Annotated in this window: 21 protein-coding genes; 18 read left to right on the top strand and 3 right to left on the bottom strand. The window is 64.8% G+C overall.

From position 1 onward, the window contains the following. Positions 1–11: 11 nt before the first annotated feature. Complete coding sequence (locus tag N8H22_RS07000) at positions 12–932, bottom strand: AraC family transcriptional regulator (RefSeq protein WP_264589910.1); 921 nt, start codon at positions 930–932, stop codon at positions 12–14. Between the two features lie 248 nt (positions 933–1180). Here N8H22_RS07000 and N8H22_RS06995 point away from each other — a divergent pair, with 248 nt between their 5' ends. From N8H22_RS06995 to guaD, 11 genes are all read left to right on the top strand, one after another. Next, entirely contained in the window at positions 1181–2737 is a 1557-nt protein-coding gene (locus N8H22_RS06995) for an ABC transporter ATP-binding protein (RefSeq protein WP_264589909.1), read from the top strand. Between the two features lie 12 nt (positions 2738–2749). Beyond that, entirely contained in the window at positions 2750–3856 is a 1107-nt protein-coding gene (locus N8H22_RS06990) for an ABC transporter permease (RefSeq protein WP_014821136.1), read from the top strand. A gap of 65 nt (positions 3857–3921) precedes the next feature. Further along, the gene (locus N8H22_RS06985) at positions 3922–4848 is read left to right on the top strand and encodes an ABC transporter permease (protein WP_044314432.1); all 927 of its coding nucleotides are present in this window, start codon (positions 3922–3924) and stop codon (positions 4846–4848) included. A gap of 72 nt (positions 4849–4920) precedes the next feature. Continuing rightward, positions 4921–5601 carry an SDR family oxidoreductase gene (locus N8H22_RS06980; protein WP_264589908.1) on the top strand — a complete coding sequence of 227 codons (681 nt, stop codon included), beginning with the start codon at positions 4921–4923 and terminating at the stop codon, positions 5599–5601. Between the two features lie 211 nt (positions 5602–5812). Continuing rightward, positions 5813–7168 carry an 8-oxoguanine deaminase gene (locus tag N8H22_RS06975; RefSeq protein ID WP_264589907.1) on the top strand — a complete coding sequence of 452 codons (1356 nt, stop codon included), beginning with the start codon at positions 5813–5815 and terminating at the stop codon, positions 7166–7168. A gap of 203 nt (positions 7169–7371) precedes the next feature. Beyond that, the gene (locus N8H22_RS06970; RefSeq protein ID WP_104096998.1) at positions 7372–8463 is read left to right on the top strand and encodes a BMP family ABC transporter substrate-binding protein; all 1092 of its coding nucleotides are present in this window, start codon (positions 7372–7374) and stop codon (positions 8461–8463) included. Between the two features lie 138 nt (positions 8464–8601). Beyond that, positions 8602–9576, top strand: a complete 975-nt coding sequence (locus tag N8H22_RS06965; RefSeq protein WP_264589906.1) for a 2-oxoglutarate and iron-dependent oxygenase domain-containing protein — start codon at positions 8602–8604, stop codon at positions 9574–9576. Positions 9577–9737: 161 nt separating this feature from the next. Then, positions 9738–11186 carry a xanthine dehydrogenase small subunit gene (gene xdhA, locus N8H22_RS06960; protein ID WP_264589905.1) on the top strand — a complete coding sequence of 483 codons (1449 nt, stop codon included), beginning with the start codon at positions 9738–9740 and terminating at the stop codon, positions 11184–11186. After that, positions 11179–13575 (top strand): xanthine dehydrogenase molybdopterin binding subunit, encoded by a 2397-nt coding sequence (xdhB, locus tag N8H22_RS06955; RefSeq protein ID WP_264589904.1) that lies wholly within the window; start codon positions 11179–11181, stop codon positions 13573–13575. Before xdhA ends, xdhB begins: the two co-directional genes overlap by 8 nt. Before the next feature lie 152 nt (positions 13576–13727). After that, positions 13728–14588 (top strand): xanthine dehydrogenase accessory protein XdhC, encoded by an 861-nt coding sequence (gene xdhC / locus N8H22_RS06950; RefSeq protein WP_264589903.1) that lies wholly within the window; start codon positions 13728–13730, stop codon positions 14586–14588. An 87-nt stretch (positions 14589–14675) separates the two neighbouring features. Next, positions 14676–15980, top strand: a complete 1305-nt coding sequence (guaD, locus tag N8H22_RS06945) for a guanine deaminase (RefSeq protein ID WP_264589902.1) — start codon at positions 14676–14678, stop codon at positions 15978–15980. 252 nt (positions 15981–16232) lie between these two features. Here guaD and N8H22_RS06940 read toward each other — a convergent pair whose 3' ends face one another. After that, positions 16233–16976: a GntR family transcriptional regulator gene (locus N8H22_RS06940; RefSeq protein WP_264589901.1), complete on the bottom strand. Its 744-nt coding sequence runs from the start codon at positions 16974–16976 to the stop codon at positions 16233–16235. A gap of 340 nt (positions 16977–17316) precedes the next feature. Between N8H22_RS06940 and N8H22_RS06935 the strand changes: the two genes are divergently transcribed. Continuing rightward, positions 17317–18663: an NCS2 family permease gene (locus tag N8H22_RS06935; RefSeq protein WP_264589900.1), complete on the top strand. Its 1347-nt coding sequence runs from the start codon at positions 17317–17319 to the stop codon at positions 18661–18663. A 64-nt stretch (positions 18664–18727) separates the two neighbouring features. Next, on the top strand, positions 18728–19354 hold the full coding sequence (locus N8H22_RS06930; protein WP_264589899.1) for a LysE family translocator: 627 nt from the start codon (positions 18728–18730) through the stop codon (positions 19352–19354). A gap of 316 nt (positions 19355–19670) precedes the next feature. On the opposite strand, the gene uraH is transcribed toward N8H22_RS06930, so the two are convergent. Next, positions 19671–20024, bottom strand: a complete 354-nt coding sequence (gene uraH, locus N8H22_RS06925) for a hydroxyisourate hydrolase (RefSeq protein WP_264589898.1) — start codon at positions 20022–20024, stop codon at positions 19671–19673. A 296-nt stretch (positions 20025–20320) separates the two neighbouring features. Here uraH and puuE point away from each other — a divergent pair, with 296 nt between their 5' ends. The 5 genes from puuE (at position 20321) to N8H22_RS06900 (ending at position 24815) form a co-directional block, all read left to right on the top strand. Continuing rightward, complete coding sequence (puuE, locus tag N8H22_RS06920) at positions 20321–21253, top strand: allantoinase PuuE (RefSeq protein ID WP_264589897.1); 933 nt, start codon at positions 20321–20323, stop codon at positions 21251–21253. Beyond that, positions 21250–21765 carry a 2-oxo-4-hydroxy-4-carboxy-5-ureidoimidazoline decarboxylase gene (gene uraD / locus N8H22_RS06915; protein WP_264589896.1) on the top strand — a complete coding sequence of 172 codons (516 nt, stop codon included), beginning with the start codon at positions 21250–21252 and terminating at the stop codon, positions 21763–21765. The genes puuE and uraD overlap by 4 nt, the downstream gene beginning before the upstream one ends. Positions 21766–21832: 67 nt before the next feature. Next, positions 21833–22828: an allantoicase gene (alc, locus tag N8H22_RS06910; protein ID WP_264589895.1), complete on the top strand. Its 996-nt coding sequence runs from the start codon at positions 21833–21835 to the stop codon at positions 22826–22828. A gap of 163 nt (positions 22829–22991) precedes the next feature. Next, positions 22992–23504, top strand: a complete 513-nt coding sequence (locus N8H22_RS06905; RefSeq protein ID WP_264589894.1) for an ureidoglycolate lyase — start codon at positions 22992–22994, stop codon at positions 23502–23504. A gap of 84 nt (positions 23505–23588) precedes the next feature. Further along, positions 23589–24815 (top strand): urate hydroxylase PuuD, encoded by a 1227-nt coding sequence (locus N8H22_RS06900; protein ID WP_264589893.1) that lies wholly within the window; start codon positions 23589–23591, stop codon positions 24813–24815. Positions 24816–24940 lie beyond the last annotated feature (125 nt).

The raw sequence follows: 24940 nt of genomic DNA, 5'->3' as shown, positions 1-24940 counted from the left end.
TGCCGCGCTAGTCAGGCAATGCTGCGCAGCCGCGCCAGATCCTTCACCGGCGAGGCGCCGAACAGCCGGCTGTACTCGCGGCTGAACTGCGAGGGGCTTTCGTAGCCGACCCGGTAGCCGGCGCTGGACACATCGAGCCCCTCGGCGATCAGCAGCCGCCGCGCCTCCTGCAGGCGCAGCTGCTTCTGGTATTGCAGCGGGCTCATCGCAGTGAGCGCCTTGAAGCGGTGATGCAGCGTCGAGCTGCTGAGGTTGACCCGCTGCGCCAGTTCCTCGATGCGCAGCGGCTCGACGTAGTTGCGGTTCAGCCATTCGATGGCGCGGGTGACGCGATGGCCTTGACTGTCGCGCACTGCGATCTCGTGCAGGTGGCGGCCCTGGCGCCCGCAAAGCAGGCGGTAAAAGATCTCGCGCATGGCCAGCGGCGCCAGCACCGGGATGTCCTGCGGGCTGGCGAGCAGTCGCACCAGACGCAGCGTAGCGTCGAGCAACGGCGCATCGATGCGATCCAGATAGACCCCGCGCGCCGGCCCTTCCACGGGCTGGCTCAACGGCGCGCTTTCGGCGACCAGGGTGGCGACCATTGCCGGATCGATATCCAGGCGGATGCACAGGTACGGCTCGCCAGACGAAGCCTCCAGCACACGGCCAGCCACCGGCACGGTGACCGAGACCACCAGATAGTGCAGCGCATCGTAGGTGTACAGCTCGTCGCCCAGGCGCACCTCCTTGCTGCCCTGCACGATGATGCACAACGCCGGCTTGTGCAGCCCATGCACCAGTTCGCTCGGCGCGCTGCAGCGGATCAGGTAGAGGTCGTCAATCGCGGTGGGATGCATGCCGTCGTCGCGCAAGAGGCCATCGATCAGCCGCGCCAGTGCGGCACGCTGGGCAATCGTTTCCTCGGCGGAATGAAGGTCCATCTGGTTCATGCAGGCAACCGGTGGAAGCGGAAAGGACGGTTAGCTTAGCAGCCCATCCGGCCCGCGGTCGTCCTGCCCCAACGCAGTGCATCGGCACGATGGTGTCACCGAGTGGAGCGCCAAAGCGATGCACCGGCTAACATCGTCGCATGGCCAACCGGCGGCACAGCTGCCGTGGCCGCGTCGCACCTCAATTCCTGACTGTCTGGCCAGCTTTTTGCTACACCCTGGCCATGAGAAACCCAGCGGACGCCCCCATGCCCGATTCCCAGACCGCACGCCTCAAGCTCTGCGGCATCACCAAACAGTACCCAGGCTGCCTGGCCAACGACCGTATCGACCTGTCGATCCAGCCGGGCGAGATCCACGCCCTGCTCGGCGAGAACGGCGCCGGCAAGAGCACGCTGATGAAGATCATCTATGGCGTCACCCAGCCGGACGCCGGCGAAATCCACTGGCAGGGCGAACGGGTGACGATGCGCGACCCGGCCCAGGCCCGCGAACGCGGCATCGGCATGGTGTTCCAGCACTTCTCGCTGTTCGAGACGCTCTCGGTGGCGGAGAACATCGCCCTCGCCCTGGGCGCCAAGGCCGGTACGCCGAAGCAGCTGGAGCCGAAAATCCGCGAGGTCTCGCAGCGCTACGGCATGCCGCTGGAGCCGCAACGGCTGGTGCACAGCCTGTCCATCGGCGAGCGCCAGCGGGTAGAGATCATCCGTTGCCTGATGCAGGACATCCGCCTGCTGATCCTCGACGAGCCGACCTCGGTGCTTACCCCGCAGGAGGCCGACGAGCTGTTCGTCACCCTGCGCCGGCTGGCCGCGGAGGGCTGCAGCATCCTGTTCATCAGCCACAAGCTCAATGAAGTGCGCGCGCTGTGCCAGAGCGCCACGGTGCTGCGCGCCGGTCGCGTATCCGGCGAGTGCGTGCCGGCCGAATGCTCGGACCTGGAACTGGCGCGGCTGATGGTCGGCGATGCCGAGGGGCTGGAAGCCGAATACCCGAAGAGCGAGGGCCGCGCCCCGTTCCTGCGTGTGGAGCGGCTGTCCTGGCACAACGCCGATCCGTTCGGCGTATCCCTCGAAGAGATCGATCTGGAAGTACGCGCCGGCGAGATCGTCGGCATCGCTGGGGTCGCCGGTAACGGCCAGGACGAACTGCTCGCCCTGCTCAGCGGCGAACAGCGCCTGCCGGCTGCACAGGCGAGGCATATCCGCTTTCTCGGTGACGACGTCGCCCATCTGCGCCCCGACGCCCGCCGTCGCCATGGTATGGCCTTCGTGCCGGCCGAACGCCTCGGTCACGGCGCGGTGCCGAGCATGAGCCTGGCCGACAACGGCCTGCTCACCGCCTATCAGCAGACCGGCATGGTCGAGCAGGGCATGATCCGCCGCGGCAAGGTGCGCGCCTTCGCCGAACAGGTCATCCAGCGCTTCGCCGTGAAGACGCCGGACGCACAGACCCCGGCGGCGAGCCTGTCTGGCGGCAACCTGCAGAAATTCATCCTTGGTCGCGAAATCCTGCAGCAGCCGAAGCTGCTGATCGCCGCGCACCCGACCTGGGGCGTGGACGTCGGCGCGGCGGCGGCGATCCACCGCGCGCTGATCGAACTGCGCGATGCCGGCGCGGCGATTCTGGTGATCTCCGAAGACCTCGAGGAGCTGTTCCAGATCAGCGACCGCATCGCTGCGCTGAGCGGCGGCAGGCTGTCGCCACAGCGCGCCACCGCCAGCACCTGCCTGGTCGAAGTCGGCCGCTGGATGGCCGGCCAGTTCGATACCAGCGACACCCCTGTTTCCACCTCTGCCGCCTGACGAGAATCCATCATGCTGTTATCCCTGCAACCCCGCGGCGAGGCCTCACGGGCCATGCTCTGGTTCTCGCCATTGCTGGCGGCACTGCTGACGCTGCTGAGCGGCGCGCTGCTGTTCGCCCTGCTCGGCCATCCGCCGCTGGAAACCCTCAAGGTGCTGCTGATCGACCCGCTCGGCGACCTCTACGGCGTCTCCGAACTGCTGGTCAAGGCGCTGCCGATCCTGCTCTGCGCGCTGGGCCTGGCAGTGGTCTACAACGCGCGCATCTGGAACATCGGCGCCGAAGGCCAGCTACTCATCGGCGCCCTGGCCGGCAGCGCGCTCGCGGTCAACATCATCGACTGGGATTCGCGCTGGGCACTGGTGCTGACACTGCTGCTCGGCACCCTTGGCGGCGCCGCCTGGGCCGGGCTCTGCGCCTGGCTGAAGACGGCGTTCAATGCCAACGAAATCCTCACCAGCATCATGCTCAACTACATTGCGCTGAACCTGCTGCTGTTCGCCGTGCATGGCCCGCTGAAGGACCCGGAAGGCTTCAACTTCCCCGAGTCGGCGATGTTCGGCGACGCCACTCGGTTGCCCGAGCTGATCGAAGGGCTGCGCGTGCATGGTGGTTTCTACTTCGCCCTGCTGGCACTGGTGGTGGTCTGGGTGCTGCTGCAGAAGAGTTTTCTTGGCTTCCAGATCAAGGTGCTCGGCCTGGACAAGCGCGCCGCCGGCTTCGTCGGTTTCCGCGACAAGAAGCTGGTGTGGATCGCCCTGCTGATCAGCGGCGGCCTGGCCGGGCTGGCCGGCGTCGCCGAAGTCACCGGTCCGATCGGCCAGCTGGTACCGCAGGTGTCGCCGGGCTACGGCTACGCGGCGATCACCGTGGCTTTCCTCGGCCGCCTCAACCCTATCGGTATCGTCTTCGCCAGTCTGCTGATGGCGCTGCTCTACCTCGGTGGCGAGAACGCGCAAATGGCCGCCAACCTGCCGCAATCCATCACCCAGCTGTTCCAGGGCATGGTGCTGTTCTTCCTGCTCGCCTGCGACGTACTGATCCTCTACCGCCCGCGCCTGAAGCTGTGGGCGCGCAAACCAGCGCTCGTCAGCGCCAAAGAGGAGCCGGCCACATGATCGTCCGCGCTGCGCTACTGCCCTTTTCACCCACTGCCCGCCGCTTGAAGTTCGAGGCCTGACCGATGGACATGGATCTGCTGACCAATATCTTCTACGCCATGATCCGCACCGGCACGCCGCTGCTGCTGGTCGCCCTCGGCGAGCTGGTGTGCGAGAAGACCGGCGTACTCAACCTCGGCCAGGAGGGCATGATGCTGTTCGGCGCGGTGATCGGCTTCATCGTCGCCTTCGCCAGCGGCAACCTCTGGCTCGGCGTGCTGTTCGCCTGTCTGGCCGGCGTGCTGCTCTCGCTGCTGTTCGCCATGGTGGCACTGGGCTTCAATGCCAACCAGGTCGCCACCGGCCTGGCGCTGACCATCTTCGGCGTCGGCCTGTCGTCCTTCGTTGGTGCCAGCTGGGTCGGCAAGCCGCTGGCCGGCTTCGAGCCGATCGCCATTCCGCTGCTCAGCGAGATCCCCGTGATCGGCCGCATGCTGTTCGCCCAGGATCTGCTGGTCTACCTGTCCTTCGCCCTGTTTGCGCTGGTGGCCTGGGTGCTGCTGAAAAGCCGCATCGGCCTGATCATCCAGGCCGTCGGCGAAAACCCCAACGCCGCCAGCGCCATGGGCCTGCCGGTGCTGCGCGTGCGCACCCTGGCGGTAATGTTCGGCGGCGGAATGGCCGGGCTTGCCGGCGGCTACATGTCGCTGGCGTACACGCCGATGTGGGCGGAAAACATGACCGCCGGCCGCGGCTGGATCGCCCTGGCCCTGGTGGTGTTCGCCAGCTGGCGGGTGAGCCGCGTCCTGCTCGGCGCCTACCTGTTCGGCCTGGCCAGCATCCTCCACCTGGTGGCGCAGGGTCTGGGCCTGGCAATCCCCGGCAATCTGCTGGCGATGCTGCCGTATGTGGCGACCATTCTGGTGCTGGTGCTGCTGTCGCGGGATGCGATCCGTACACGGTTGTATGCGCCCGTCTCTCTCGGCCAGCCGTGGCAGCCCGGTCACTGACGGACGCCTCGCTCGCCAAGCCTCGTACGCTGAGCCAAACTGCTTGGCCACGCAACCATCAGGAGCTCGCGCATGACCCGTACCGTCCTCATCATCGGCGCCTCGCGAGGCCTTGGCCTCGGCCTGGCTCGGCGGTTCTCCAGCGAAGGCTGGCAAGTGATCGCCACGGTACGCGACACCGCCCACGCCGAAACGCTCGAGGCACTAGGCAACATACGCATCGAAGCGCTCGACATGAACGATGCCGGTAGTCTCGAACGCCTGGCCGAGCGACTCGCCGGAACCCGGCTGGATGTGCTGTTCATCAACGCCGGCATCGGCGGCCCGCAGGACAAACCGGCCACGCAGGCGAGCCAGACGGAAGTCGGTCAGCTGTTCTTCACCAACGCCGTCGCACCAGTGCGCCTCGCCGAGCGCCTGCTGCCATTGGTGCATGTGGAACAAGGCGTGGTGGTCTTCATGAGTTCGATCCTCGGCAGCGTCGAGATCGGCCCGGGCATGGGCATGGACCTCTATGGCGCGAGCAAGGCGGCGCTCAATCACCTGACGCGGACTTTCGTCGCCGGGCTTGGCGAGACGAAGCTGACGGTGCTGTCGATGCACCCCGGCTGGGTCAAGACCGATATGGGCGGCGACCAGGCTCCGCTGGATGTCAAAACCAGCGCTCGCGGCATGGTCGAGCAGGTGACCCGGGCCATCGGCCAGGGTGGGCATCGGTACGTCGACTATCAGGGGGACGTACTGCCCTGGTGAGAAGGTAGGGCCGTGATCGACCGTGAACGGACTCTCCCGCTGCAGTTCCATTCGCGGTCGAGACCGCCGCACTAACCAGCCCTTGGCAGCCCCCCACGGCATCCCTTATCGTTCCGCCCCGCGGAAGAGGCAACCCTCCGCCCCTGGATCAGCAGACAGGGCATAACTGAGCTGGCTACTCTGAACTCAACCCTTCAGGAGAAAGCCGGCCATGCCTGCTCATCGAATCTGGATCAAGAATCCCCTCGCGCTCTTCACTGCCAACGACCAGGAAGCCCCAGGCGGACTGGTAATCGAAGACGGCGTCATCACCGAACTCCTTGCCGCCGGCGCCTCGCCCGCGCTGCCGGTGAACGAGACCTTCGACGCCCGCGAACACGTGGTGCTGCCGGGGCTGGTCAACACCCATCACCACTTCTACCAGACCCTGACCCGCGCCTGGGGGCCGGTGATCAACGAGCCGCTGTTCAACTGGCTGCTGACCCTCTACCCGGTCTGGGCGCGGCTTACGCCGCAGGCGCTGCAGCTGGCGAGCAAGGTGGCGCTGGCCGAGCTGCTGTTGTCCGGCTGCACCACGGCGGCGGATCACCACTACCTGTTTCCGGGCGGGCTCGAGGACGCCATCGACATTCAGGTCGAGGCCGTCCGCGAGCTGGGCATGCGCGCGATGCTCACTCGCGGTTCGATGAACCTGTCCAAGGAGAACGGCGGCCTGCCATGCAAGAGCGTGGTGCAGGACGCCGAGACGATTCTTGCCGACAGCGAACGGCTGATCGATCGCTACCACGAGCGCGGCAACGGCGCGCAGATCCAGATCGCCTTGGCGCCCTGCTCGCCGTTCTCGGTCACCACCGACATCATGCGGACCTGCGCGGAGCTGGCCGAAGCGCGCGACGTGCGTCTGCATACGCACCTGGCCGAGACTCTGGACGAACAGGAGTTCTGCGCGAAGCGCTTCGGCATGCGCACCGTGGACTACCTGCAGAGCGTCGGCTGGCTCGGCCCACGCACCTGGCTGGCCCATGGCATCCATTTCAACCAGGTGGAAATTCACCGCCTGGGTGCAGCCGGTGTGGGCATCTGCCATTGCCCGAGTTCCAACATGCGCCTGGCCTCCGGCATCTGCCACACGCTTGAGCTGGAGGACAAAGGCGCCATCATCGGCCTGGGCGTCGACGGCTCGGCCTCCAACGATGCCTCCAACATGATGCTCGAGGCGCGTCAGGCGCTGTTCATCCAGCGCCTGCGCTACGGCGCCGAGAAGATCACCCCGCAGAAGGTGCTCGGCTGGGCCACCCGCGGCTCCGCACGCCTGCTCGGGCGCAGCGACATCGGCGAGCTGGCGGTCGGCAAGCAGGCCGATCTGGCCCTGTTCAAGCTCGACGAGCTGCGCTTCTCCGGCAGCCACGATCCCGTCGCCGCGCTGCTGCTGTGCGCCGCCGACCGTGCCGACCGGGTGATGGTCGGCGGCAAATGGCGCGTGATCGATGGTCAGGTCGAAGGCCTCGACGTGCAGGGGCTGATCGCCGACCACCAGCAGGCAGCCCGGCAACTGGTAAACGGCTAGACAACCGCGGTCGAGGCTTGCACCAAAGCTGGGCGCCGTGGATTACTGGCGCACCAGTGCAAGCCTCGACCAGGCATCAGCGTCGAGTCGAAGCGGCCGCAATCCGGCACAACGAAGGTATCTGTCCAGTTGGTCAGCTTTTTGCTAACCAGCTATCAGCCAACACAGGCTCTGTAGCTAGACAAACAGGAGCGTCATCCGCCATGCAGAACAACACTCGGAAAACCCTGCTGCGTGCACTCGCCGCAGCGATCGGCTTCAGCGCCGCACTGACGACCGCCGCGGCGTCGGCCGCCGATCCGTTGAAGGTCGGCTTCGTCTACATCGGCCCGATCGGCGACCACGGCTGGACCTACCAGCACGAGCAGGGCCGCAAGTACATGGAAGAAAAATTGGGCGACAAGGTGAAGACCAGCTTCGTCGAGAACGTGCCGGAAGGCGCCGATGCCGAGCGGGTCATCCGCAACATGGCCAAGAGCGACTACGACCTGATCTTCACCACCTCCTTCGGCTACATGAACCCGACGCTGAAGGTCGCCAAGCAGTTCCCCAAGGTCACCTTCGAGCACGCCACCGGCTACAAGCAGGCGAAGAACGTCGGCACCTACCTGACCCGTTCCTATGAAGGCCGCTACGTCGGCGGCTTCCTCGCAGCGAAGATGACCAAGACCAAGAAGGTCGGCTACATCGCCTCCTTCCCGATTCCGGAAGTGATCCGCGACATCAACGCCATCCAGCTGGCGCTGGACAAGTACAACCCCGGCACCGAGATCAAGGTGGTGTGGGTCAACACCTGGTTCGATCCGGGCAAGGAAGCCGATGCCGCCAACGCGCTGATCGACCAGGGCGTCGACGTGATCTTCCAGCACACCGACAGCCCGGCGCCGATCCAGGCCGCCGAGCGTCGTGGCGTCTACTCCGTCGGTTACGCCTCGGACATGCAGCACTTCGGGCCCAAAGCCGTGCTGACCTCCATCGTCAACGACTGGGGCCCGCACTACACCAAATCCGCCGAAGCGGTAATGGCCGGTACCTGGAAGTCCGAGGACTTCTGGGGCGGGCTGGCCCAGGACAGCATCAGCCTGCCGATCAGCGATCTGGTGCCGGCCGATGTGAAGACCGAAGCCGAAGCGATCATCGCCAGCATCAAGAGCGGTGAATTCCACCCGTTCACCGGCCCGATCAAGGACCAGGCTGGCGAAGTGCGCATCGCCGAGGGCGAGACCGCCAGCATCAAGGACCTCGCCTCGATGAATTACTACGTCGAAGGCGTCAAGGCTGAAATGCCGAAGTAAGCGTTACCCGCGCCGGCCCCGCCCGGCGCACTGCGGAATCTGCGTGCCGTCCCGCCACCTGGCGAACCGCACGCAGGGGGCATTGCCCTCGAAAGCCGCCGGTACGAGAAGACCGGCGGCGCCGTACTGGACTCAGTCATGAATTCACTGCCCATCATCGATATTTCCCCGCTCTACGACGCCAACGAGGCCGGCCATCTGGCCGTCGCCGAGGCGATCGACCGCGCCTGCCGCGAGTGGGGCTTCTTCTATATCAAGGGTCATCCGATCAGCGCCGAGCGCATCGCCACCCTCACCGACCATGCCCAGCGGTTCTTTGCCCTGCCCGCCGAAGAAAAGCTGAAGATCGACATCACCAAGAGCCGCCACCACCGCGGCTACGGTGCCGTCGCCACCGAACAGCTGGACCCGAGCCAGCCGTGCGATCTCAAGGAAACCTTCGACATGGGTTTCCATATGCCGGCCGACCACCCGGACGTGCTGGCCGAAAAACCACTGCGCGGGCCCAACCGTCATCCGCTCCAGATCGAAGGCTGGACCGAGCTGATGGAAGGCCACTACCGCGACATGCAGGATCTCGCCTGTACGCTGCTGCGTGCCATCGCGCTCGCCCTTGGCATCGAGCGGGATTTCTTCGACAAGCGCTTCGTCGAGCCGATCAGCGTGTTTCGCATGATCCACTACCCGCCGCGGCAGACGGCCACCAGCGCCAATCAGCAGGGCGCCGGCGCGCACACCGACTACGGCTGCGTCACCCTGCTCTATCAGGACCAGGCCGGCGGCCTGCAGGTGCAGAACGTCAAGGGCGAGTGGATCGACGCGCCGCCCATCGAAGGCACCTATGTAGTCAACATCGGCGACATGATGGCGCGCTGGAGCAACGACCGTTACAAGTCGACGCCGCATCGCGTGGTCAGCCCGCTGGACGTGGATCGCTATTCCATGCCGTTCTTCGCCGAGCCGCATCCGGACACCGAAATCAGCTGCCTGCCCGGCTGCTACGACGAAACCAACCCACCAAAATACCCGAGCACCACCTGCAGCCGGTACATGCTCTCGCGCTTCGCCGAGACCTACGCCTACCGACGGCAGGGCAAGGCCGAACCGGTCTGAACGGGCTTTAATTGCAGTATGAAAACTTGGGCGAGCGCATCGATACGCCTCGCCCCATCTGCGCGCGCCTGCCGCATTGACTTTTGGGTCAGGAATAAGTTGACCGAAAAGTCAGATAGCGATAGGTTGCGCGTCAGAACAACAACAGCGGAGGCATCGCCTTGATCCAGTTTCTCCTCAATCGAGAACTGCGCAGCGAACGCGCGCTCGATCCCAACACCACGGTGCTGCAATACCTGCGCGAGCACCGTGGCAAAACCGGAACCAAGGAAGGCTGCGCCTCCGGTGACTGTGGCGCCTGTACCGTGGTGGTTGGCGAACTGGTCGGCGAACGCCTGCGCTATCGCACCCTCAATTCCTGCCTGACCTTCGTTTCCGCGCTGCACGGCAAGCAGCTGATCAGCGTCGAAGACCTCAAAGACCAGGGCCGGCTGCACAGCGTCCAGCAGGCCATGGTCGACTGCCACGGCTCGCAGTGCGGCTTCTGTACCCCCGGCTTCGTCATGAGCCTGTTCGCCCTGCAGAAGAACGCCGGCGCGGTGAACGAATACGACCCGCACCAGACGCACGAAGCCCTGGCCGGCAACCTCTGCCGCTGCACCGGCTATCGGCCGATCCTCGAGGCCGCCGAGCAGGCCTGCTGCAGCAAGCAGCCGGACCAGTTCGATGCCCGCGAAGCCGAGACCATCGCCCAGCTCAAGGCCATCGCCCCGCGTGGAATGGCCGAGCTCAGCGACGGCGAAAAGCGCTGCCTGTCGCCGCTGACCGTCGCCGAACTGGCCGAGGTATATGCCGCCAATCCCGACGCCCGGCTGCTTGCCGGTGGCACCGACCTGGCACTGGAGGTGACCCAGTTCCATCGCGAGCTGCCGGTGATGATCCATGTCGGGCAGATCGCCGAGATGAAGCAGGTCCAGCTCACCGACAGCCATATCGAGATCGGTGCGGCCGCACCGCTGACCGACTGCTACGCCGCGCTGGCCGCCGAGTACCCGGATTTCGGCGAGCTGCTGCAGCGCTTTGCCTCCTTGCAGATCCGCAACCAGGGCACGCTCGGCGGCAACATCGGCAACGCTTCACCGATTGGCGATTCGCCGCCGCTGCTGATCGCCCTGGGTGCCGAAGTTGTCCTGCGCAAGGGCGCCAGCAGCCGCACCCTGCCGCTCGAGAATTACTTCATCGACTACAAGGTCACCGCGCGCCAGCCCGGGGAATTCATCGAGAAGGTACGAGTGCCGCGCGCCACGCCGGATCGCCTGTTCCGCGCCTACAAGGTGTCCAAGCGCCTGGACGACGATATCTCCGCCGTCTGCGCCGCCTTCGATCTGAAGATCACCGATGGCGTGGTCGCCGATGCCCGGGTTGCCTTCGGCGGCATGGCGGCGATTCCCAAGCGTGCTGCGGCCTGCGAAGCGACGCTCAGCGGGGCACCCTGGAACCAGCAGACCGTGGAGGCGGCCTGCGATGCCCTGGCCGAGGACTTCACACCGCTGACCGACTTTCGCGCCAGCCGCGAGTACCGCCTGCTGGTCGCACAGAACCTGCTGCGCAAATGCTTCCTCGAACAAAACGCACCGAAGACCGAGACGAGGGTGACCGCTTATGTCTAACCACGTAACCACCCGCACTCAGGAAGAAATCGCGGCGCTGTACACCCAGGACCTGGTCACCGGCGTAGGTCGCAGCGTCAAGCACGACAGCGCGCCCAAGCATGTCTCGGGCGAGGCAGTGTACGTCGACGACCGCCTGGAGTTTCCCAATCAGCTGCACGTCTATGCCCGCATGAGCGAGCGTGCCCACGCCCGCATCGTGCGCATCGACACCGCGCCCTGCTACCAGATTCCGGGCGTGGCCATCGCCATTACCGCGAAGGACGTGCCGGGCCAGTTGGACATCGGTGCCGTGATGCCCGGCGACCCGCTGCTGGCCGACGGCAAGGTCGAGTACCTCGGCCAGCCGGTGATCGCCGTGGCCGCCGACAGCCTGGAAACCGCACGCCAGGCAGCCATGGCCGCGATCATCGAATACGAAGATCTGGAGCCTGTGCTCGACGTGGTCGAGGCGCTGCACAAGAAGAATTTCGTGCTCGACAGCCACACTCACAAGCGCGGCGACTCGGCCACCGCCCTGGCCAGCGCGCCGCGTCGTCTGACCGGTTCGCTGCACATCGGCGGGCAGGAGCATTTCTACCTGGAGACGCAGGTGTCGTCGGTGATGCCGACAGAGGACGGCGGGATGATCGTCTACACCTCGACGCAGAACCCCACCGAAGTGCAGAAACTGGTGGCTGAAGTGCTCGGCGTCTCGATGAACAAGATCGTCATCGATATGCGCCGCATGGGCGGTGGCTTCGGCGGCAAGGAAACCCAGGCTGCCGGCCCGGCGTGCCTGTGCGCGGTGATCGCGCACCTCACCGGCCGCCCGACCAAGATGCGTCTGCCACGCATGGAAGACATGACCATGACCGGCAAACGCCACCCGTTCTATGTCGAATACGACGTCGGCTTCGATGACGACGGCCTGCTGCACGGCATCGAGATCGATCTCGCCGGTAACTGCGGCTACTCGCCGGACCTTTCCGGCTCGATCGTCGACCGCGCCATGTTCCACTCCGACAACGCCTACTACCTGGGCGACGCCACCATCAATGGCCATCGCTGCAAGACCAACCTGGCCTCGAACACCGCCTACCGCGGCTTCGGCGGCCCACAGGGCATGGTCGCCATCGAGGAGATCATGGATGCCGTGGCACGCGAGCTGGGCAAGGATCCGCTCGAGGTGCGCAAGCGCAACTACTACGGCAAGACCGAGCGCAACGTCACCCACTACTACCAGACCGTCGAGCACAACATGCTCGACGAGATGACCGCCGAGCTGGAAGCCAGCAGCGACTATGCAAAGCGACGCGAAGCGATCCGCGCGTTCAATGCCGCAAGCCCGATCCTGAAGAAGGGCCTGGCGCTGACGCCGGTGAAGTTCGGCATCAGCTTCACCGCCAGCTTCCTCAACCAGGCCGGCGCGCTGGTGCACGTCTACACCGACGGCAGCATCCACCTGAACCACGGTGGCACCGAGATGGGCCAGGGCCTCAACACCAAGGTCGCGCAGGTGGTGGCCGAGGTGTTCCAGGTGGATATCGAGCGCATCCAGATCACCGCCACCAACACCGACAAGGTGCCCAACACCTCACCGACGGCAGCCTCCAGCGGTGCCGACCTCAACGGCAAGGCGGCGCAGAATGCGGCGCAGACCATCAAGCAACGGCTGGTGGAGTTTGCCGCGCGCAAGTGGCAGATCTTCGAGGAAGACATCGAGTTCAAGAACGGCCAGGTGCGCCTGCGCGACCAGTACATCAGCTTCGATGAGCTGATCCAGCAGGCCTACTTCGGCCAGGTCTCGCTGTCCTCCACCGGCTTCTACCGCACGCCGAAGATCTACTACGACCGCAGCCAGGCGCGCGGGCGGCCGTTCTACTACTTCGCCTATGGCGCGGCCTGCTCGGAAGTGATCGTCGATACCCTGACCGGCGAATACAGGATGCTGCGCAGCGACATCCTGCATGACGTCGGCGCCTCGCTGAACCCGGCCATCGACATCGGCCAGGTCGAGGGCGGCTTCGTCCAGGGCTTGGGCTGGCTGACCATGGAAGAGCTGGTCTGGAACGACAAGGGCAAGCTGATGACCAACGGCCCGGCCAGCTACAAGATCCCGGCGGTGGCGGACATGCCGCTAGACCTGCGCGTCAAGCTGGTGGAGAACCGCAAGAACCCCGAGGACACCGTGTTCCACTCCAAGGCCGTCGGCGAGCCGCCGTTCATGCTCGGCATCTCGGTCTGGTGCGCGATCAAGGATGCGGTGGCGAGCCTGGCCGACTATCGGGCCCAGCCGCAGATCGATGCTCCGGCGACCCCCGAGCGCGTGCTCTGGGGCGTGGAACAGATGCGCAGGCTGAAGCGGACCGCGGCGGTGTCAAGCGCCACGGAAAGCGCACCGGCCTGAAACTCAATGGTGGGCTAAAGCCCACCCTACGAGCTGACCCGTAGGGTGGACAACGCTCTGCTTGTCCACCACGGCCGCATTACGAATGTTCCGGTGGAAAACGCTTCGCGGTTTTCCACGGGGCGGCCACCCGCACTACGAAGGACAGAACCATGAGCAACCTTTCCTGGATCGAAGCACTCGCCGAGCTGCAACAACAAGGCGAACCCTGCGTGCTGGTGACCATCATTGAGGAACGCGGCTCCACGCCGCGCAATGCCGGCTCGAAGATGGTGGTCAGCCGTGAGCGCCTGTACGACACCATCGGCGGCGGCCACCTGGAATACAAGGCCCAGCAGATCGCCCGCGAAATGCTGGAAAACCGCAGCCGCGACACCCGCCTCGAGCGCTTCTCCCTCGGCGCCAGCCTCGGCCAGTGCTGCGGTGGCGCCACGGTGCTGCTGTTCGAGCCCATGGGCCAGCCGCAGGCGCATATCGCCGTGTTCGGTGCCGGGCATGTCGGGCGCGCGCTGGTGCCGCTGCTGGCCAGCCTGCCGTGCAAGGTGCGCTGGATCGATTCGCGCGATAACGAATTTCCCGCCGAGATTCCGCGCGGCGTGGAAAAGGTGGTCAACGACGATGTGGTCGAGGAGGTGGATAACATGCCCGCCGGCAGCTACTTCATCGTCATGACCCACAATCATCAGCTCGACCTGGAACTGACCGCCGCGATCCTTTCGCGCAACGATTTCACCTACTACGGGCTGATCGGCTCGAAGAGCAAACGCGCCAGGTTCGAACACCGTCTGCGCGACCGCGGCTTCCAGCCGGAAACCGTGCAACGCATGCGCTGCCCGATGGGCATCGCCGAGGTGAAGGGCAAGCTGCCGGTGGAGATCGCCGTGTCCATCGCCGGCGAGGTGATCGCCACCTACAACGCACATTTCGGTGAAAAGGGTGGCGAGAAGGCCGCGGACGGTGAAAAGCCGGTACCGATGCTGGTCCCTGCTTCGCGCCGCGCCCAGACAAACTGACCGCCCGACATTGTTGCAGGCACGCCTTCGGCGGCGGCCTGCCCATGTCAACGCATCACCCTCATACAACGATTTTCGAGAGTCACCATGCCAAGCACCAGAGCCTACCGTGCCGCCCTGCTCCACTGCCTCGCCGACCCGCGCGAGGTGGGCATCGAGCAAGCCCATGAATACTTCGAGGACGGCCTGCTGGTCGTCGAGGACGGCAAGGTCGCGCGCATCGGCCACGCCGCCGAACTGCTGCCGACGCTGGCGGCCGGCACCGAGGTGGTCGAATACCCGGACGCGCTGATCACCCCGGGCTTCGTCGACACCCACATCCACTACCCGCAGGTCGGCGTCATCGGCTCCTACGGCGCGCAGCTGCTGGATTGGCTGGAAACCTACACCTTCCCTAACGAGGGCCGCTTCAGCGACATGGCCCACGCCCGCGAGCAGGCCGAGCTGTTCCTCGGCGAGCTGCTGCGCAACGGCACCACCACCGCGCTGGTGTTCGGCACGGTGCACAAGCAATCGGTGGACGCCTTCTTCGAGGCCTGCGAGAAGCGCAATCTGCGGATGATCGCCGGCAAGGTGCTGATGGACCGTAACGCCCCGGAGTTCCTCACCGACACCGCCGAGTCCGGCTATGCCGACAGCCGCGAGCTGATCGAGCGCTGGCACGGCAAGGGCCGTCTGCACTACGCCGTCACCCCGCGTTTCGCCCCGACCAGCACGCCGGAGCAGCTCACCCTGGCCGGCAAGCTGTTCGCCGAATTCCCCGACCTGTACATGCACACCCACATCTCCGAGAACAAGCAGGAGGTCGAGTGGGTCAAGGAGCTGTTCCCCGAGCGCAGGGGCTATCTGGACGTCTATGACCACCACGGTCTGATCGGCCCGCGCTCGGTGTTCGCCCATGGCATCCACCTGTGCGACGACGAATGCAGGCGCCTCGGTGAGACCGGCTCGGCGGTGTCGTTCTGTCCCACCTCCAACCTGTTCCTCGGCAGCGGTCTGTTCGACCTGGCCAAGGTGGAAGGCTTCGGCGTGCGCGTCGGCCTGGGCACCGACGTCGGCGGGGGTACCAGCTTCTCGCAGCTCGCCAGCCTCAACGAGGCGTACAAAGTGCTGCAGCTGCAGGGCCAGAAACTCGATGCGTTCAAGGCGCTGTATCTCGCCACGCTCGGCGGCGCGCGGGCGCTCTATCTGGACGACCGGATCGGCAACCTGCAGCCGGGCAAGGAGGCCGACTTCGTGGTACTCGACTACAAGGCGACGCCGCTGATCGACTACCGCCTGAGCCACGCCACGACCCTGCAGGAAAAGCTCTTCGCCCTGATGATCCTCGGCGACGACCGCGCGGTGAGGGAAACCTACGCCGCCGGCGTCTCGGTGCATCGCAAGGGTTAAGACGAGTCGGGGGCGCTGGAGGGTGGAGAAACGGCAACGCCCCCTTCCACGCAGAAGAACAGGCCGAATCCCTAAGCCCTGACCGCAACGCGTGGATGGCTGCGGCCATCCACCCTACGATGGCCGCGCCAACGAGCATGTACGCCGGACGTAGTGTGGAAAACCCGCCAAGCGGTTTTCCACGCGGAGGCACAGCCGAAAGCCAAAGCCTGACCGATCACCGAACCGCGTGGATGGCTTCAGCCATCCACCCTACGCGCGGGTCTTTTTCTTCGCGACGATGTGGGAAAAGACTGCATGCAGGTCGCCCGAGGCGCTGTCTTCCTCGAGGTTGAGCTTGCTGTCGATGTGATCCATGTGATGCATCATCAGGCGCACCGCTTTATCGCTGTCACGTGCGGCGATGGCGTCGATCAGTTCGTTGTGTTCGTCATAGGAGCAATGCGAGCGATTGCCGCTTTCGTACTGGGCGATGATCAGCGAGGTCTGCGAAACCAGGCTGCGCTGGAAGCTCACCAGCGGCGCATTCTTCGCCACCTCGGCGAGCTTGAGGTGGAATTCACCGGACAGGCGGATGCCGGCGCCGCGGTCGCCGCGGGCGAAGCAATCGCGTTCGTCCTCGACCATCTGTCGCAGTTCGGCCAGCTGCTCGGCGCTGGCGTGCTGCACGGCCAGCTCGGTGATGGCCTTTTCCACCAGCCGGCGGGCGAAGAAAATCTGCCGTGCTTCGTCCACGCTAGGGCTGGCCACCACCGCGCCGCGATTCGGCCGCAGCAGCACCACACCCTCGTGGGCCAGGCGCGACAAGGCACGACGGATGATGGTCCGGCTGACCCCAAAGATCTCGCCGAGCGCCTCCTCGCTGAGTTTGGTCCCCGGCGCCAGACGCTGCTCGAGTATGGCGTCGAAGATATGGGCGTAGACGATGTCGTCCTGGGTCCCGGTTCGCTTCGTGGCACGCGTCGGCTTTTTCAGGGGCTGCAGCTGGTCATTCATCGAGGACTCGCATCCGAGGGGTCGAGAGGCCATCACTTTACTGCGTCTGCGAACGAACCGGCAGCCGATTGAAGCGAAATTTTGTCGCAACCGGCCGACCAGTTGTGCACAGATCCGTATGCACGTTGCGCTTCTGCAAACCGCATCCAGCGCCATTCACGCCAAACGACAGGACCAGCGGCCCGATATCTGTTTGCATTTTTTGTATACAACTCCATAATCGCCTCAAGCCTTTTCTGACCTCTCAGTCAAATAACCGGGAAGCGAAGGGCATGCACGTCACCCAGCCCTCGGGAGCGCCGCTCCGGGTGATCGACAACAAGAACGATGAGGAACACCCATGCAAAGCACCAAGTCGCAGCACCAGACCGCTGCCCTGCCGCACTCGTCACCTCGCCTGCTCGAACGCCTGTTCAAGCTGAGCGAACACCGCACCAGCATCCGCACCGAGCTGCTCGCCGGCCTGACGACCTTCGTCACCATGGCCTACATCATCTTCGTCAACCCGAACATCATGGCTGATGCTGGCGTCGATCACGGCGCGGCCTTCGTCGCCACGTGCATCGGCGCGGCACTGGGCTGCTTCCTCATGGGACTCTATGCCAACTGGCCGGTCGGCCTGGCGCCGGGGATGGGTCTGAATGCCTTCTTCACCTACACGGTGGTCGGCGAGATGGGCTACAGCTGGCAGATCGCCCTGGGCGCCGTGTTCATCTCCGGCGTACTGTTCATGATCATGAGCCTGTCGCGCATCCGCGAATGGCTGCTCAACAGCATCCCCATGAGCCTGCGCTTCGCCATGGGCGCCGGCGTCGGCCTGTTTCTCGGGCTGATCGGGCTGAAGACCGCCGGCATCGTCGTCGACAGCCCGGCCACGCTGCTGACCATGGGCTCATTCGGCGAGCCCTCGGCACTGCTGGCCGCCGTGTGCTTCCTGATGATTGCCGTGCTCAGCCACCGCAACGTGTTCGGCGCGATCCTGGTCAGCATGCTGACCGTCACCGCCATCGGCTGGGCGCTGGGACTGGTGGAGTACAACGGCCTGGTGTCGATGCCACCGAGCCTGGCGCCGACCTGGCTGGCGATGGACATCGCCGGCGCACTCAACGTGGCGATGGTCAGCGTGATCCTCGCCTTCCTCTTCGTGAACATGTTCGATACCGCCGGCACCCTGATGGGCGTCGCCCATCGAGCCAATCTGGTCAACGAAGACGGCAAGATCGAGAACCTCTCCCGCGCGCTGAAGGCCGACAGCAGCTCCAGCGTGGTCGGCGCGTTCGTCGGTTGCCCGCCGGTGACCAGCTACGTGGAAAGTGCTGCGGGCGTCGCTGCTGGCGGTCGCACCGGCCTGACCGCGGTGACCGTCGGCGTGCTGTTCCTGATCGCCATGTTCTTCGCCCCGCTGGCCGGCATGATCCCCGCCTACGCCACCGCCGGCGCGCTGATCTACGTGGCGATGCTGATGATGAGCGGCCTGGCCAATATCGACTGGAAAGACCACACCGACACCATCCCGGCCATCGTCACCGTGGTGATGATGCCGCTGACCTTTTCCATCGCCAACGGTATCGCGCTGGGCTTCTTGACCTACGCCACGCTCAAGCTGCTGACTGGCCAGCGTGACAAGGTGTCGATCAGCCTGTATGTGCTGTGCGTGATCTTCATCGCCAAGTTCGCATTTCTCTGAGCCTGGCGCGCAACACCGCCCCGTCGCGCTGCGACGGGGCATTTTCATTTGTCAGGAGGATGTGATGAGTCTGGAAACCTGGTTGCTGTATGCGAGTGCGGCGCTGGTGGTGATCCTTATCCCCGGCCCGCTGTCGCTGTTGATGATCAGCAACAGCCTGAACTACGGCGTACGCCGTTCGTGGCCGGCATTCCTCGGCGGGGTGACGGCTTCGATCCTCCTGCTCAGCACCTCGGCACTCGGGCTTGGCGCGCTATTGATGGCCTCGGAGCGGCTGTTCAGCGCGCTCAAGCTGGTCGGTGCGCTGTACCTGTTCTACCTGGCCTGGCAGAGCTGGCAGGAAGCACGCCAGACGCCGGCCGCGCGGGAAATCGAAGCAGCGAACCCGTCACCGCGCTTCGGTCGACTGTTCGGCCGGGCGTTTCTGCTGGGTGGCAGCAATCCGAAGGACATCCTGTTCTTCGCCGCCTTTCTGCCGCAGTTTCTCAGCGCCGGGCAGCCATTGTTGCCGCAACTGCTGGTGATGATCCTGACCTGGGCGGTGCTCGATCTGTGCTGCAAGCTGGCCTATGGGCTGGGCGCGCAAGGGGCGGCGCGCTATTTGCGCACCGGAAGGGGGCACGTATGGTTCAACCGGACCAGCGCGGCGTTGTTCGGGGGCGCGGGGGCGGCTTCGTTGATGAGCCGGTGAGGTGGTGCGTGACTAGCGGCGTGATGTTGGAGCGACGCGCCTTGCACGGCGCGTCACCTTGTATTGCCAAGAATCGCCGGCATCCGGGAAAGGATCGTAGGGTGGAAAACCGCGCAGCGTTTTCCTCCGGGGAGCGCACAGCTGTGGGTCTGATGCCCAGTGCGCTCCGTGCCAACTTTTTTTGCGGTCAAGACCGCGCCCACGCAGGTGCTGCGGACCGCGCTCACCACGAGGCATCAACCCTCGCGAATAAAGAACCCGCCATTACGGCGGGCAAAAGGGACTCCATAAGAGTCAGCACTGAACCAGAACCGCCTCAGCTGCCCCGATAGGTCGAGTAGCTATAGGGCGAAATCAGCAGCGGCACATGGTAATGATCCTGCCCGGCATCGATACCGAACCTCAGCACCACCTCATCGAGAAACGCCGGCTCACCAAGCACCACACCGCGGCGGCGGTAGTAGTCCCCCGCCTGGAAATGCAACTGATAGACGCCCGACCGGTAATCATCGCCCTCGAGCAGCGGCTGGTCACAGCGACCGTCGGCGTTGGTCTCCCGCATCGCCACGGCGGTCAGCTGCTGATCTTCGACGCGAAACAGCGTCACCTTGATACCACTGCCCGGACAGCCGTGAGCAGCATCGAGTACGTGAGTGGTCAGACGTCCCACGGGCACCTCCGCTTGTTTGCAAGTAGCCCGAGCATAGCCAAAGCGGACACGCACACTCAAGACAAGAATTATGTTTTTTGTATACAAGAATTCGGAGCACGCCTGGCTCGCTTCCTGCTTAGCAATGACACTGACGCCTCAGCTAACTGGCAGCTCGATCGGGAAGCACGCGGTATAGCGCCAGCACCGAAATGACGAAACGAACCTCTTTTGTGGTTTACAGACCGCCTTTCATTTTGTATACAATCGCACCATCCGATCGCACCTAAGCGACCCGCCATACAGGAAGCAGCCCAGTGACCGCCGACTACCCACGCGACCTTATCGGTTACGCAGCCAATCCGCCGCACCCGCACTGGCCGGGTGACGCCCGCATCGCCCTGTCCTTCGTGCTCAATTACGAGGAAGGCGGCGAGCGCTGCGTGCTGCACGGCGACAAGGAATCCGAAGCCTTCCTCTCCGAAATGGTCGCCGCACAGCCGCTGCAGGGCGTGCGCCACATGAGCATGGAGTCGCTCTACGAATACGGCAGTCGCGCCGGCGTATGGCGCCTGCTCAAGCTGTTCGACAGGCACGACATCCCGCTGACCATCTTCGCCGTCGCCATGGCTGCCCAGCGTCATCCCGAGCTGATCAAGGCGATGGCCGGCGCCGGTCACGAAATCTGCAGCCACGGCTATCGCTGGATCGACTACCAGTACATGGATGAGGCGCAGGAGCGCGAGCACATGCAGGAAGCCATCCGCATCCTCAGCGAGATCACCGGCGAGCGCCCGCTGGGCTGGTACACCGGCCGCACCGGCCCCAACACCCGGCGTCTGGTGCGCGAGGAAGGCGGTTTTCTCTACGACTCCGACACCTACGACGACGACCTGCCCTACTGGGACCCCGAGTCGACGCCGGACAAGCCGCATCTGGTGATCCCCTACACGCTGGACACCAACGACATGCGCTTCACCCAGGTGCAGGGCTTCAACAGTGGCGACGACTTCTTCACCTACCTGAAGGATGCCTTCGACGTGCTCTACGCCGAAGGTTGCGAAGGCGCGCCGAAGATGCTGTCCATCGGCATGCACTGCCGGCTGCTCGGCCGCCCGGCGCGTTTGGCGTCACTGGCCCGTTTCATCGACTACGTGAAGAGCCACGAGAAGGTCTGGTTCGCCCGGCGCGTGGATATCGCCCGCCACTGGCACGCCACCCACCCTTTCACCGCGGAGCGCAACGCATGACGCCCTTCAAGACGATCAAACCCTCGACGCTGGATCGCGACGCCTTCGTCGCCGCCTTCGCCGATGTCTACGAGCATTCGCCCTGGGTCGCCGAGACGGTCTATGGCGCCGGCGTAGACGAGACGCTGGACTATGTCGAGGTGCTGCACACCCGCCTGTCCCAGGCCATGCTCGCCGCTGACCGCGAGACCCAACTGGCACTGGTCAACGCCCACCCGGACCTGGCCGGCAAGGCCGCCGTGCGCGGCGAGCTGACCGCATCGAGCACCTCGGAACAGGCCGGCGCCGGCATCCACGAATGCACGCCGGACGAGTTCGCCCGTTTCACCGAACTCAACGAGGCCTACAAGGCCAAGTTCGGCTTCCCCTTCATCATGGCGGTCAAGGGCAGCAACCGGCACCAGATCCTCGCCGCGTTCGAGGAACGCATCCACAACGAGCCCGAGCAGGAATTCGCCCGGGCGCTGGCGGAAATCAACAAGATCGCCCTGTTCCGCCTGCAGGCGATGTAACGAGCACCAACCGCAAGCAAAGGCAGCAATCGACAGAAACCGCTTTTCATCTAAGGCAGACGAGTCCATGAAAGCTTACGCCGTACCCTTCGAGAAATACGTCAACCTGGCCGATGCCCGCCTGGGCACCCGCGCCATCTCCGTCACCGACGATTGGTTCGCCGACGTCAACCGGCTGTTCCAGCCAACACCGGCCGTATGGAAGGAGGGCGTTTTCGATGACAACGGCAAGTGGATGGACGGCTGGGAGTCGCGTCGCAAGCGCTTCGAAGGTTACGACCATGCGGTGATCCGCCTGGGCGTGCCGGGTCAGATCAAGGGCGTGGATATCGACACCAGTTTCTTCACCGGCAACTACCCGCCATCCGCCTCGCTGGAAGCCTGCTTCGTCGCCGACGGCGACCCGAGCGACGCCACCGTCTGGACGGAAATCCTCCCGGCCGTCGAGCTCCAGGGCAACAGCCACCACTACCACGAGATCGCCTTCGACAAGCCGGTCAGCCACCTGCGCTTCAACATCTACCCGGACGGCGGCGTGGCGCGTCTGCGCGTGCACGGCATCCCGTTCCGCGACTGGAGCAGCGTCGGCGATAACGAGCAGATCGACCTGGCGGCGGCGCTGAATGGCGGTCGCGCGCTGGCCTGCTCGGACGAGCATTTCGGCCGCATGAGCAACATTCTCAACCCGAACCGCGGCGAAAACATGGGCGACGGCTGGGAAACCGCCCGCCGCCGCACGCCCGGCAACGACTGGGTCATCGTCGCCCTCGGCCATCCAGGCGAAATCGAGCGCATCGTCGTCGACACCCTGCACTTCAAGGGCAACTACCCGGACAGCTGCTCGATCCAGGCGGCTTACGTCAAAGGTGGCACCGACAGCCAGATCGAAACCCAGAGCCTGTTCTGGCGCGAGCTGCTGCCGAGCCAGAAGCTATCAATGCACGCCGAACACGAGTTCAGCGAGCAGATCGCCAAGCTCGGCCCGATCACCCACGTGCGCCTGAACATCTTCCCGGACGGTGGTGTCAGCCGGCTGCGGTTGTTTGGCAAGGTGGTGAAGTAGGAAGCGCCTTTCCCCTCTCCCCGGCCCTCTCCCCAAGGGGAGAGGGCGGAACGAGGTCAACCGTTTCTCCGCGCCAGTTCCCTCTCCCCTCCGGCGAGAGGGTTAGGGTGAGGGGGAGCAGCCCCACGCGAATACCGATCCTTCAACAAAGAACGAGCACAGCATGCGCAACCTGACCATCGAGCCACTGACCAAGGAAGCCTTCGCCCCCTTCGGCGACGTCATCGAGACTGAAGGCAGCGAGTTCTTCCTGATCAACAACGGCTCAACCCGCCGCTATCACAAGCTGGCCACGGTCGAGACCGCCGCGCCCGAGGACCAGGCGATCATCAGCATCTTCGCCGCCGAGGCGCTGGAGATGCCGCTGGTTATCCGCATGCTCGAACGTCATCCGCTGGGCAGCCAGGCCTTCATACCGCTGCTCGGCCACCCCTTTCTGGTCGTGGTCGCGCCTCCTGGCGATGCACCTGTACCGGGCCACGTCCGCGCCTTCATCAGCAATGGCAGGCAGGGCGTCAATTACCACCGCGGCGTCTGGCACCACCCGGTGCTGACGATCGAAAAGCGGGATGAATTCCTGGTGGTCGATCGCAGCGGTTCTGGCAACAACTGCGACGAGTACTTCTTCACGGAGGATCAGCAACTCCTCCTCGACCCCCAACGGAAATCGACATGAGCCGCGCTGCGCTCGCGACGCGCTCAAGCCGATTCCAATAAGAAGAAATACGGCCGCCTGCAGGCCGCAAGAGGTGCATGACAAATGGACGCCCATCTGACCGAATGGCTGAACCTGAGTATTCGCTGGATTCACATGATCGTTGGCGTCGCCTGGATCGGTGCTTCCTTCTATTTCGTCTGGCTGGAGAACAACCTCAACCGGGCCAACCCGCGTGAGGGCCTGTCGGGCGATCTCTGGGCCATCCACGGTGGCGGTATCTACCACCTGGAGAAATACAAACTGGCGCCGCCGCAGATGCCGGAAAACCTGCACTGGTTCAAGTGGGAGGCCTACACCACCTGGCTATCGGGCGTGGCGCTGCTGATGGTGGTGTACTACCTCAACCCCAGCCTGTACCTGATCGCGCCGGGCAGCGAGCTGTCCCCGGCCGCGGCCATCGCCATCGGCTTCGGCTCGCTGATCATCGGCTGGTTCGTCTACGACCTGCTCTGCGACTCGCCGCTGGGCAAGACCCCCGCCCTGCTCGGCCTGGTGCTGTTCGTGCTGGTGATCGCCGCCTGCTGGGGCTATTCGCAGGTATTCAGCGGCCGCGCAGCCTACATCCATACCGGCGCGCTGATCGGCACCATCATGGTCGGCAACGTGTTCCGCATCATCATGCCGGCCCAGCGTGCGCTGGTCGCCGCCATCGAACAGAACCGCACGCCCGATCCGGTGCTGCCAGCCAAGGGCCTGCTGCGTTCGCGGCACAACAACTATTTCACCCTGCCGGTGCTGCTCATCATGATCAGCAACCACTTCCCGAGCACCTACGGCAGCCAATACAACTGGCTGATCCTCGCCGCGCTCGGCGCGCTGTCGGTGCTGGCGCGCCACTACTTCAACACCCGCCACAACAGCCAGCGCTTCGCCTGGGCGCTACCGGCCGCTGCGCTGGGCATGATCTGCCTGGCCTATGTCACCGCACCGAACCGTCAGCCGACGGCAGCGAACCTGGCGGCAACCGCGCCGGAGCAGGCCAGCATGAGTACCCAACAGCGCAGCACCAGCCAGTTCGCCGAGGTCAATGAGGTGATCGAACAGCGCTGTACCGTCTGCCACTCAGCCCAGCCGAGCAGCCCGATGTTCTCCAGCGCACCGGCTGGCGTGATGTTCGACACCCCCGCACAGATCCGCCAGCAGGCGGCGAAGATCCACGCGCAGACCGTCGCCAGCCAAATCATGCCGCTAGGCAACATCACCCAGATGACCCAGGACGAACGCGACCTGCTCGCCAGCTGGATCGCCAAGGGCGCCAACATCGACTGATGCCATGCGTCTGTGCAGCGCCGGGCCCGCGAACGCGGGGGCGCGAACGCGGGGGCGCGGGCCCGGCGCCCCGCGCGAGGTGACTGGCACCAGCGGCCCATCGTGGGGCGCGGCCTTCCTGTAGC

The organism is Stutzerimonas sp. S1 (genome assembly GCF_025966695.1).
GTDB lineage: Bacteria > Pseudomonadota > Gammaproteobacteria > Pseudomonadales > Pseudomonadaceae > Stutzerimonas.
This window is presented reverse-complemented; position numbering and strand designations above follow the sequence as displayed.

Excerpts from the sequence above, each read along its gene's own strand:
- N8H22_RS07000 (WP_264589910.1), bottom strand. The coding sequence starts at position 932 with ATGAACCAGATGGACCTTCATTCCGCCGAGGAAACGATTGCCCAGCGT.
- N8H22_RS06995 (WP_264589909.1), top strand. The coding sequence starts at position 1,181 with ATGCCCGATTCCCAGACCGCACGCCTCAAGCTCTGCGGCATCACCAAA.
- N8H22_RS06990 (WP_014821136.1), top strand. The coding sequence starts at position 2,750 with ATGCTGTTATCCCTGCAACCCCGCGGCGAGGCCTCACGGGCCATGCTC.
- N8H22_RS06985 (WP_044314432.1), top strand. The coding sequence starts at position 3,922 with ATGGACATGGATCTGCTGACCAATATCTTCTACGCCATGATCCGCACC.
- N8H22_RS06980 (WP_264589908.1), top strand. The coding sequence starts at position 4,921 with ATGACCCGTACCGTCCTCATCATCGGCGCCTCGCGAGGCCTTGGCCTC.
- N8H22_RS06975 (WP_264589907.1), top strand. The coding sequence starts at position 5,813 with ATGCCTGCTCATCGAATCTGGATCAAGAATCCCCTCGCGCTCTTCACT.
- N8H22_RS06970 (WP_104096998.1), top strand. The coding sequence starts at position 7,372 with ATGCAGAACAACACTCGGAAAACCCTGCTGCGTGCACTCGCCGCAGCG.
- N8H22_RS06965 (WP_264589906.1), top strand. The coding sequence starts at position 8,602 with ATGAATTCACTGCCCATCATCGATATTTCCCCGCTCTACGACGCCAAC.
- xdhB (WP_264589904.1), top strand. The coding sequence starts at position 11,179 with ATGTCTAACCACGTAACCACCCGCACTCAGGAAGAAATCGCGGCGCTG.
- xdhC (WP_264589903.1), top strand. The coding sequence starts at position 13,728 with ATGAGCAACCTTTCCTGGATCGAAGCACTCGCCGAGCTGCAACAACAA.
- guaD (WP_264589902.1), top strand. The coding sequence starts at position 14,676 with ATGCCAAGCACCAGAGCCTACCGTGCCGCCCTGCTCCACTGCCTCGCC.
- N8H22_RS06940 (WP_264589901.1), bottom strand. The coding sequence starts at position 16,976 with ATGAATGACCAGCTGCAGCCCCTGAAAAAGCCGACGCGTGCCACGAAG.
- N8H22_RS06935 (WP_264589900.1), top strand. The coding sequence starts at position 17,317 with ATGCAAAGCACCAAGTCGCAGCACCAGACCGCTGCCCTGCCGCACTCG.
- N8H22_RS06930 (WP_264589899.1), top strand. The coding sequence starts at position 18,728 with ATGAGTCTGGAAACCTGGTTGCTGTATGCGAGTGCGGCGCTGGTGGTG.
- uraD (WP_264589896.1), top strand. The coding sequence starts at position 21,250 with ATGACGCCCTTCAAGACGATCAAACCCTCGACGCTGGATCGCGACGCC.
- alc (WP_264589895.1), top strand. The coding sequence starts at position 21,833 with ATGAAAGCTTACGCCGTACCCTTCGAGAAATACGTCAACCTGGCCGAT.
- N8H22_RS06905 (WP_264589894.1), top strand. The coding sequence starts at position 22,992 with ATGCGCAACCTGACCATCGAGCCACTGACCAAGGAAGCCTTCGCCCCC.
- N8H22_RS06900 (WP_264589893.1), top strand. The coding sequence starts at position 23,589 with ATGGACGCCCATCTGACCGAATGGCTGAACCTGAGTATTCGCTGGATT.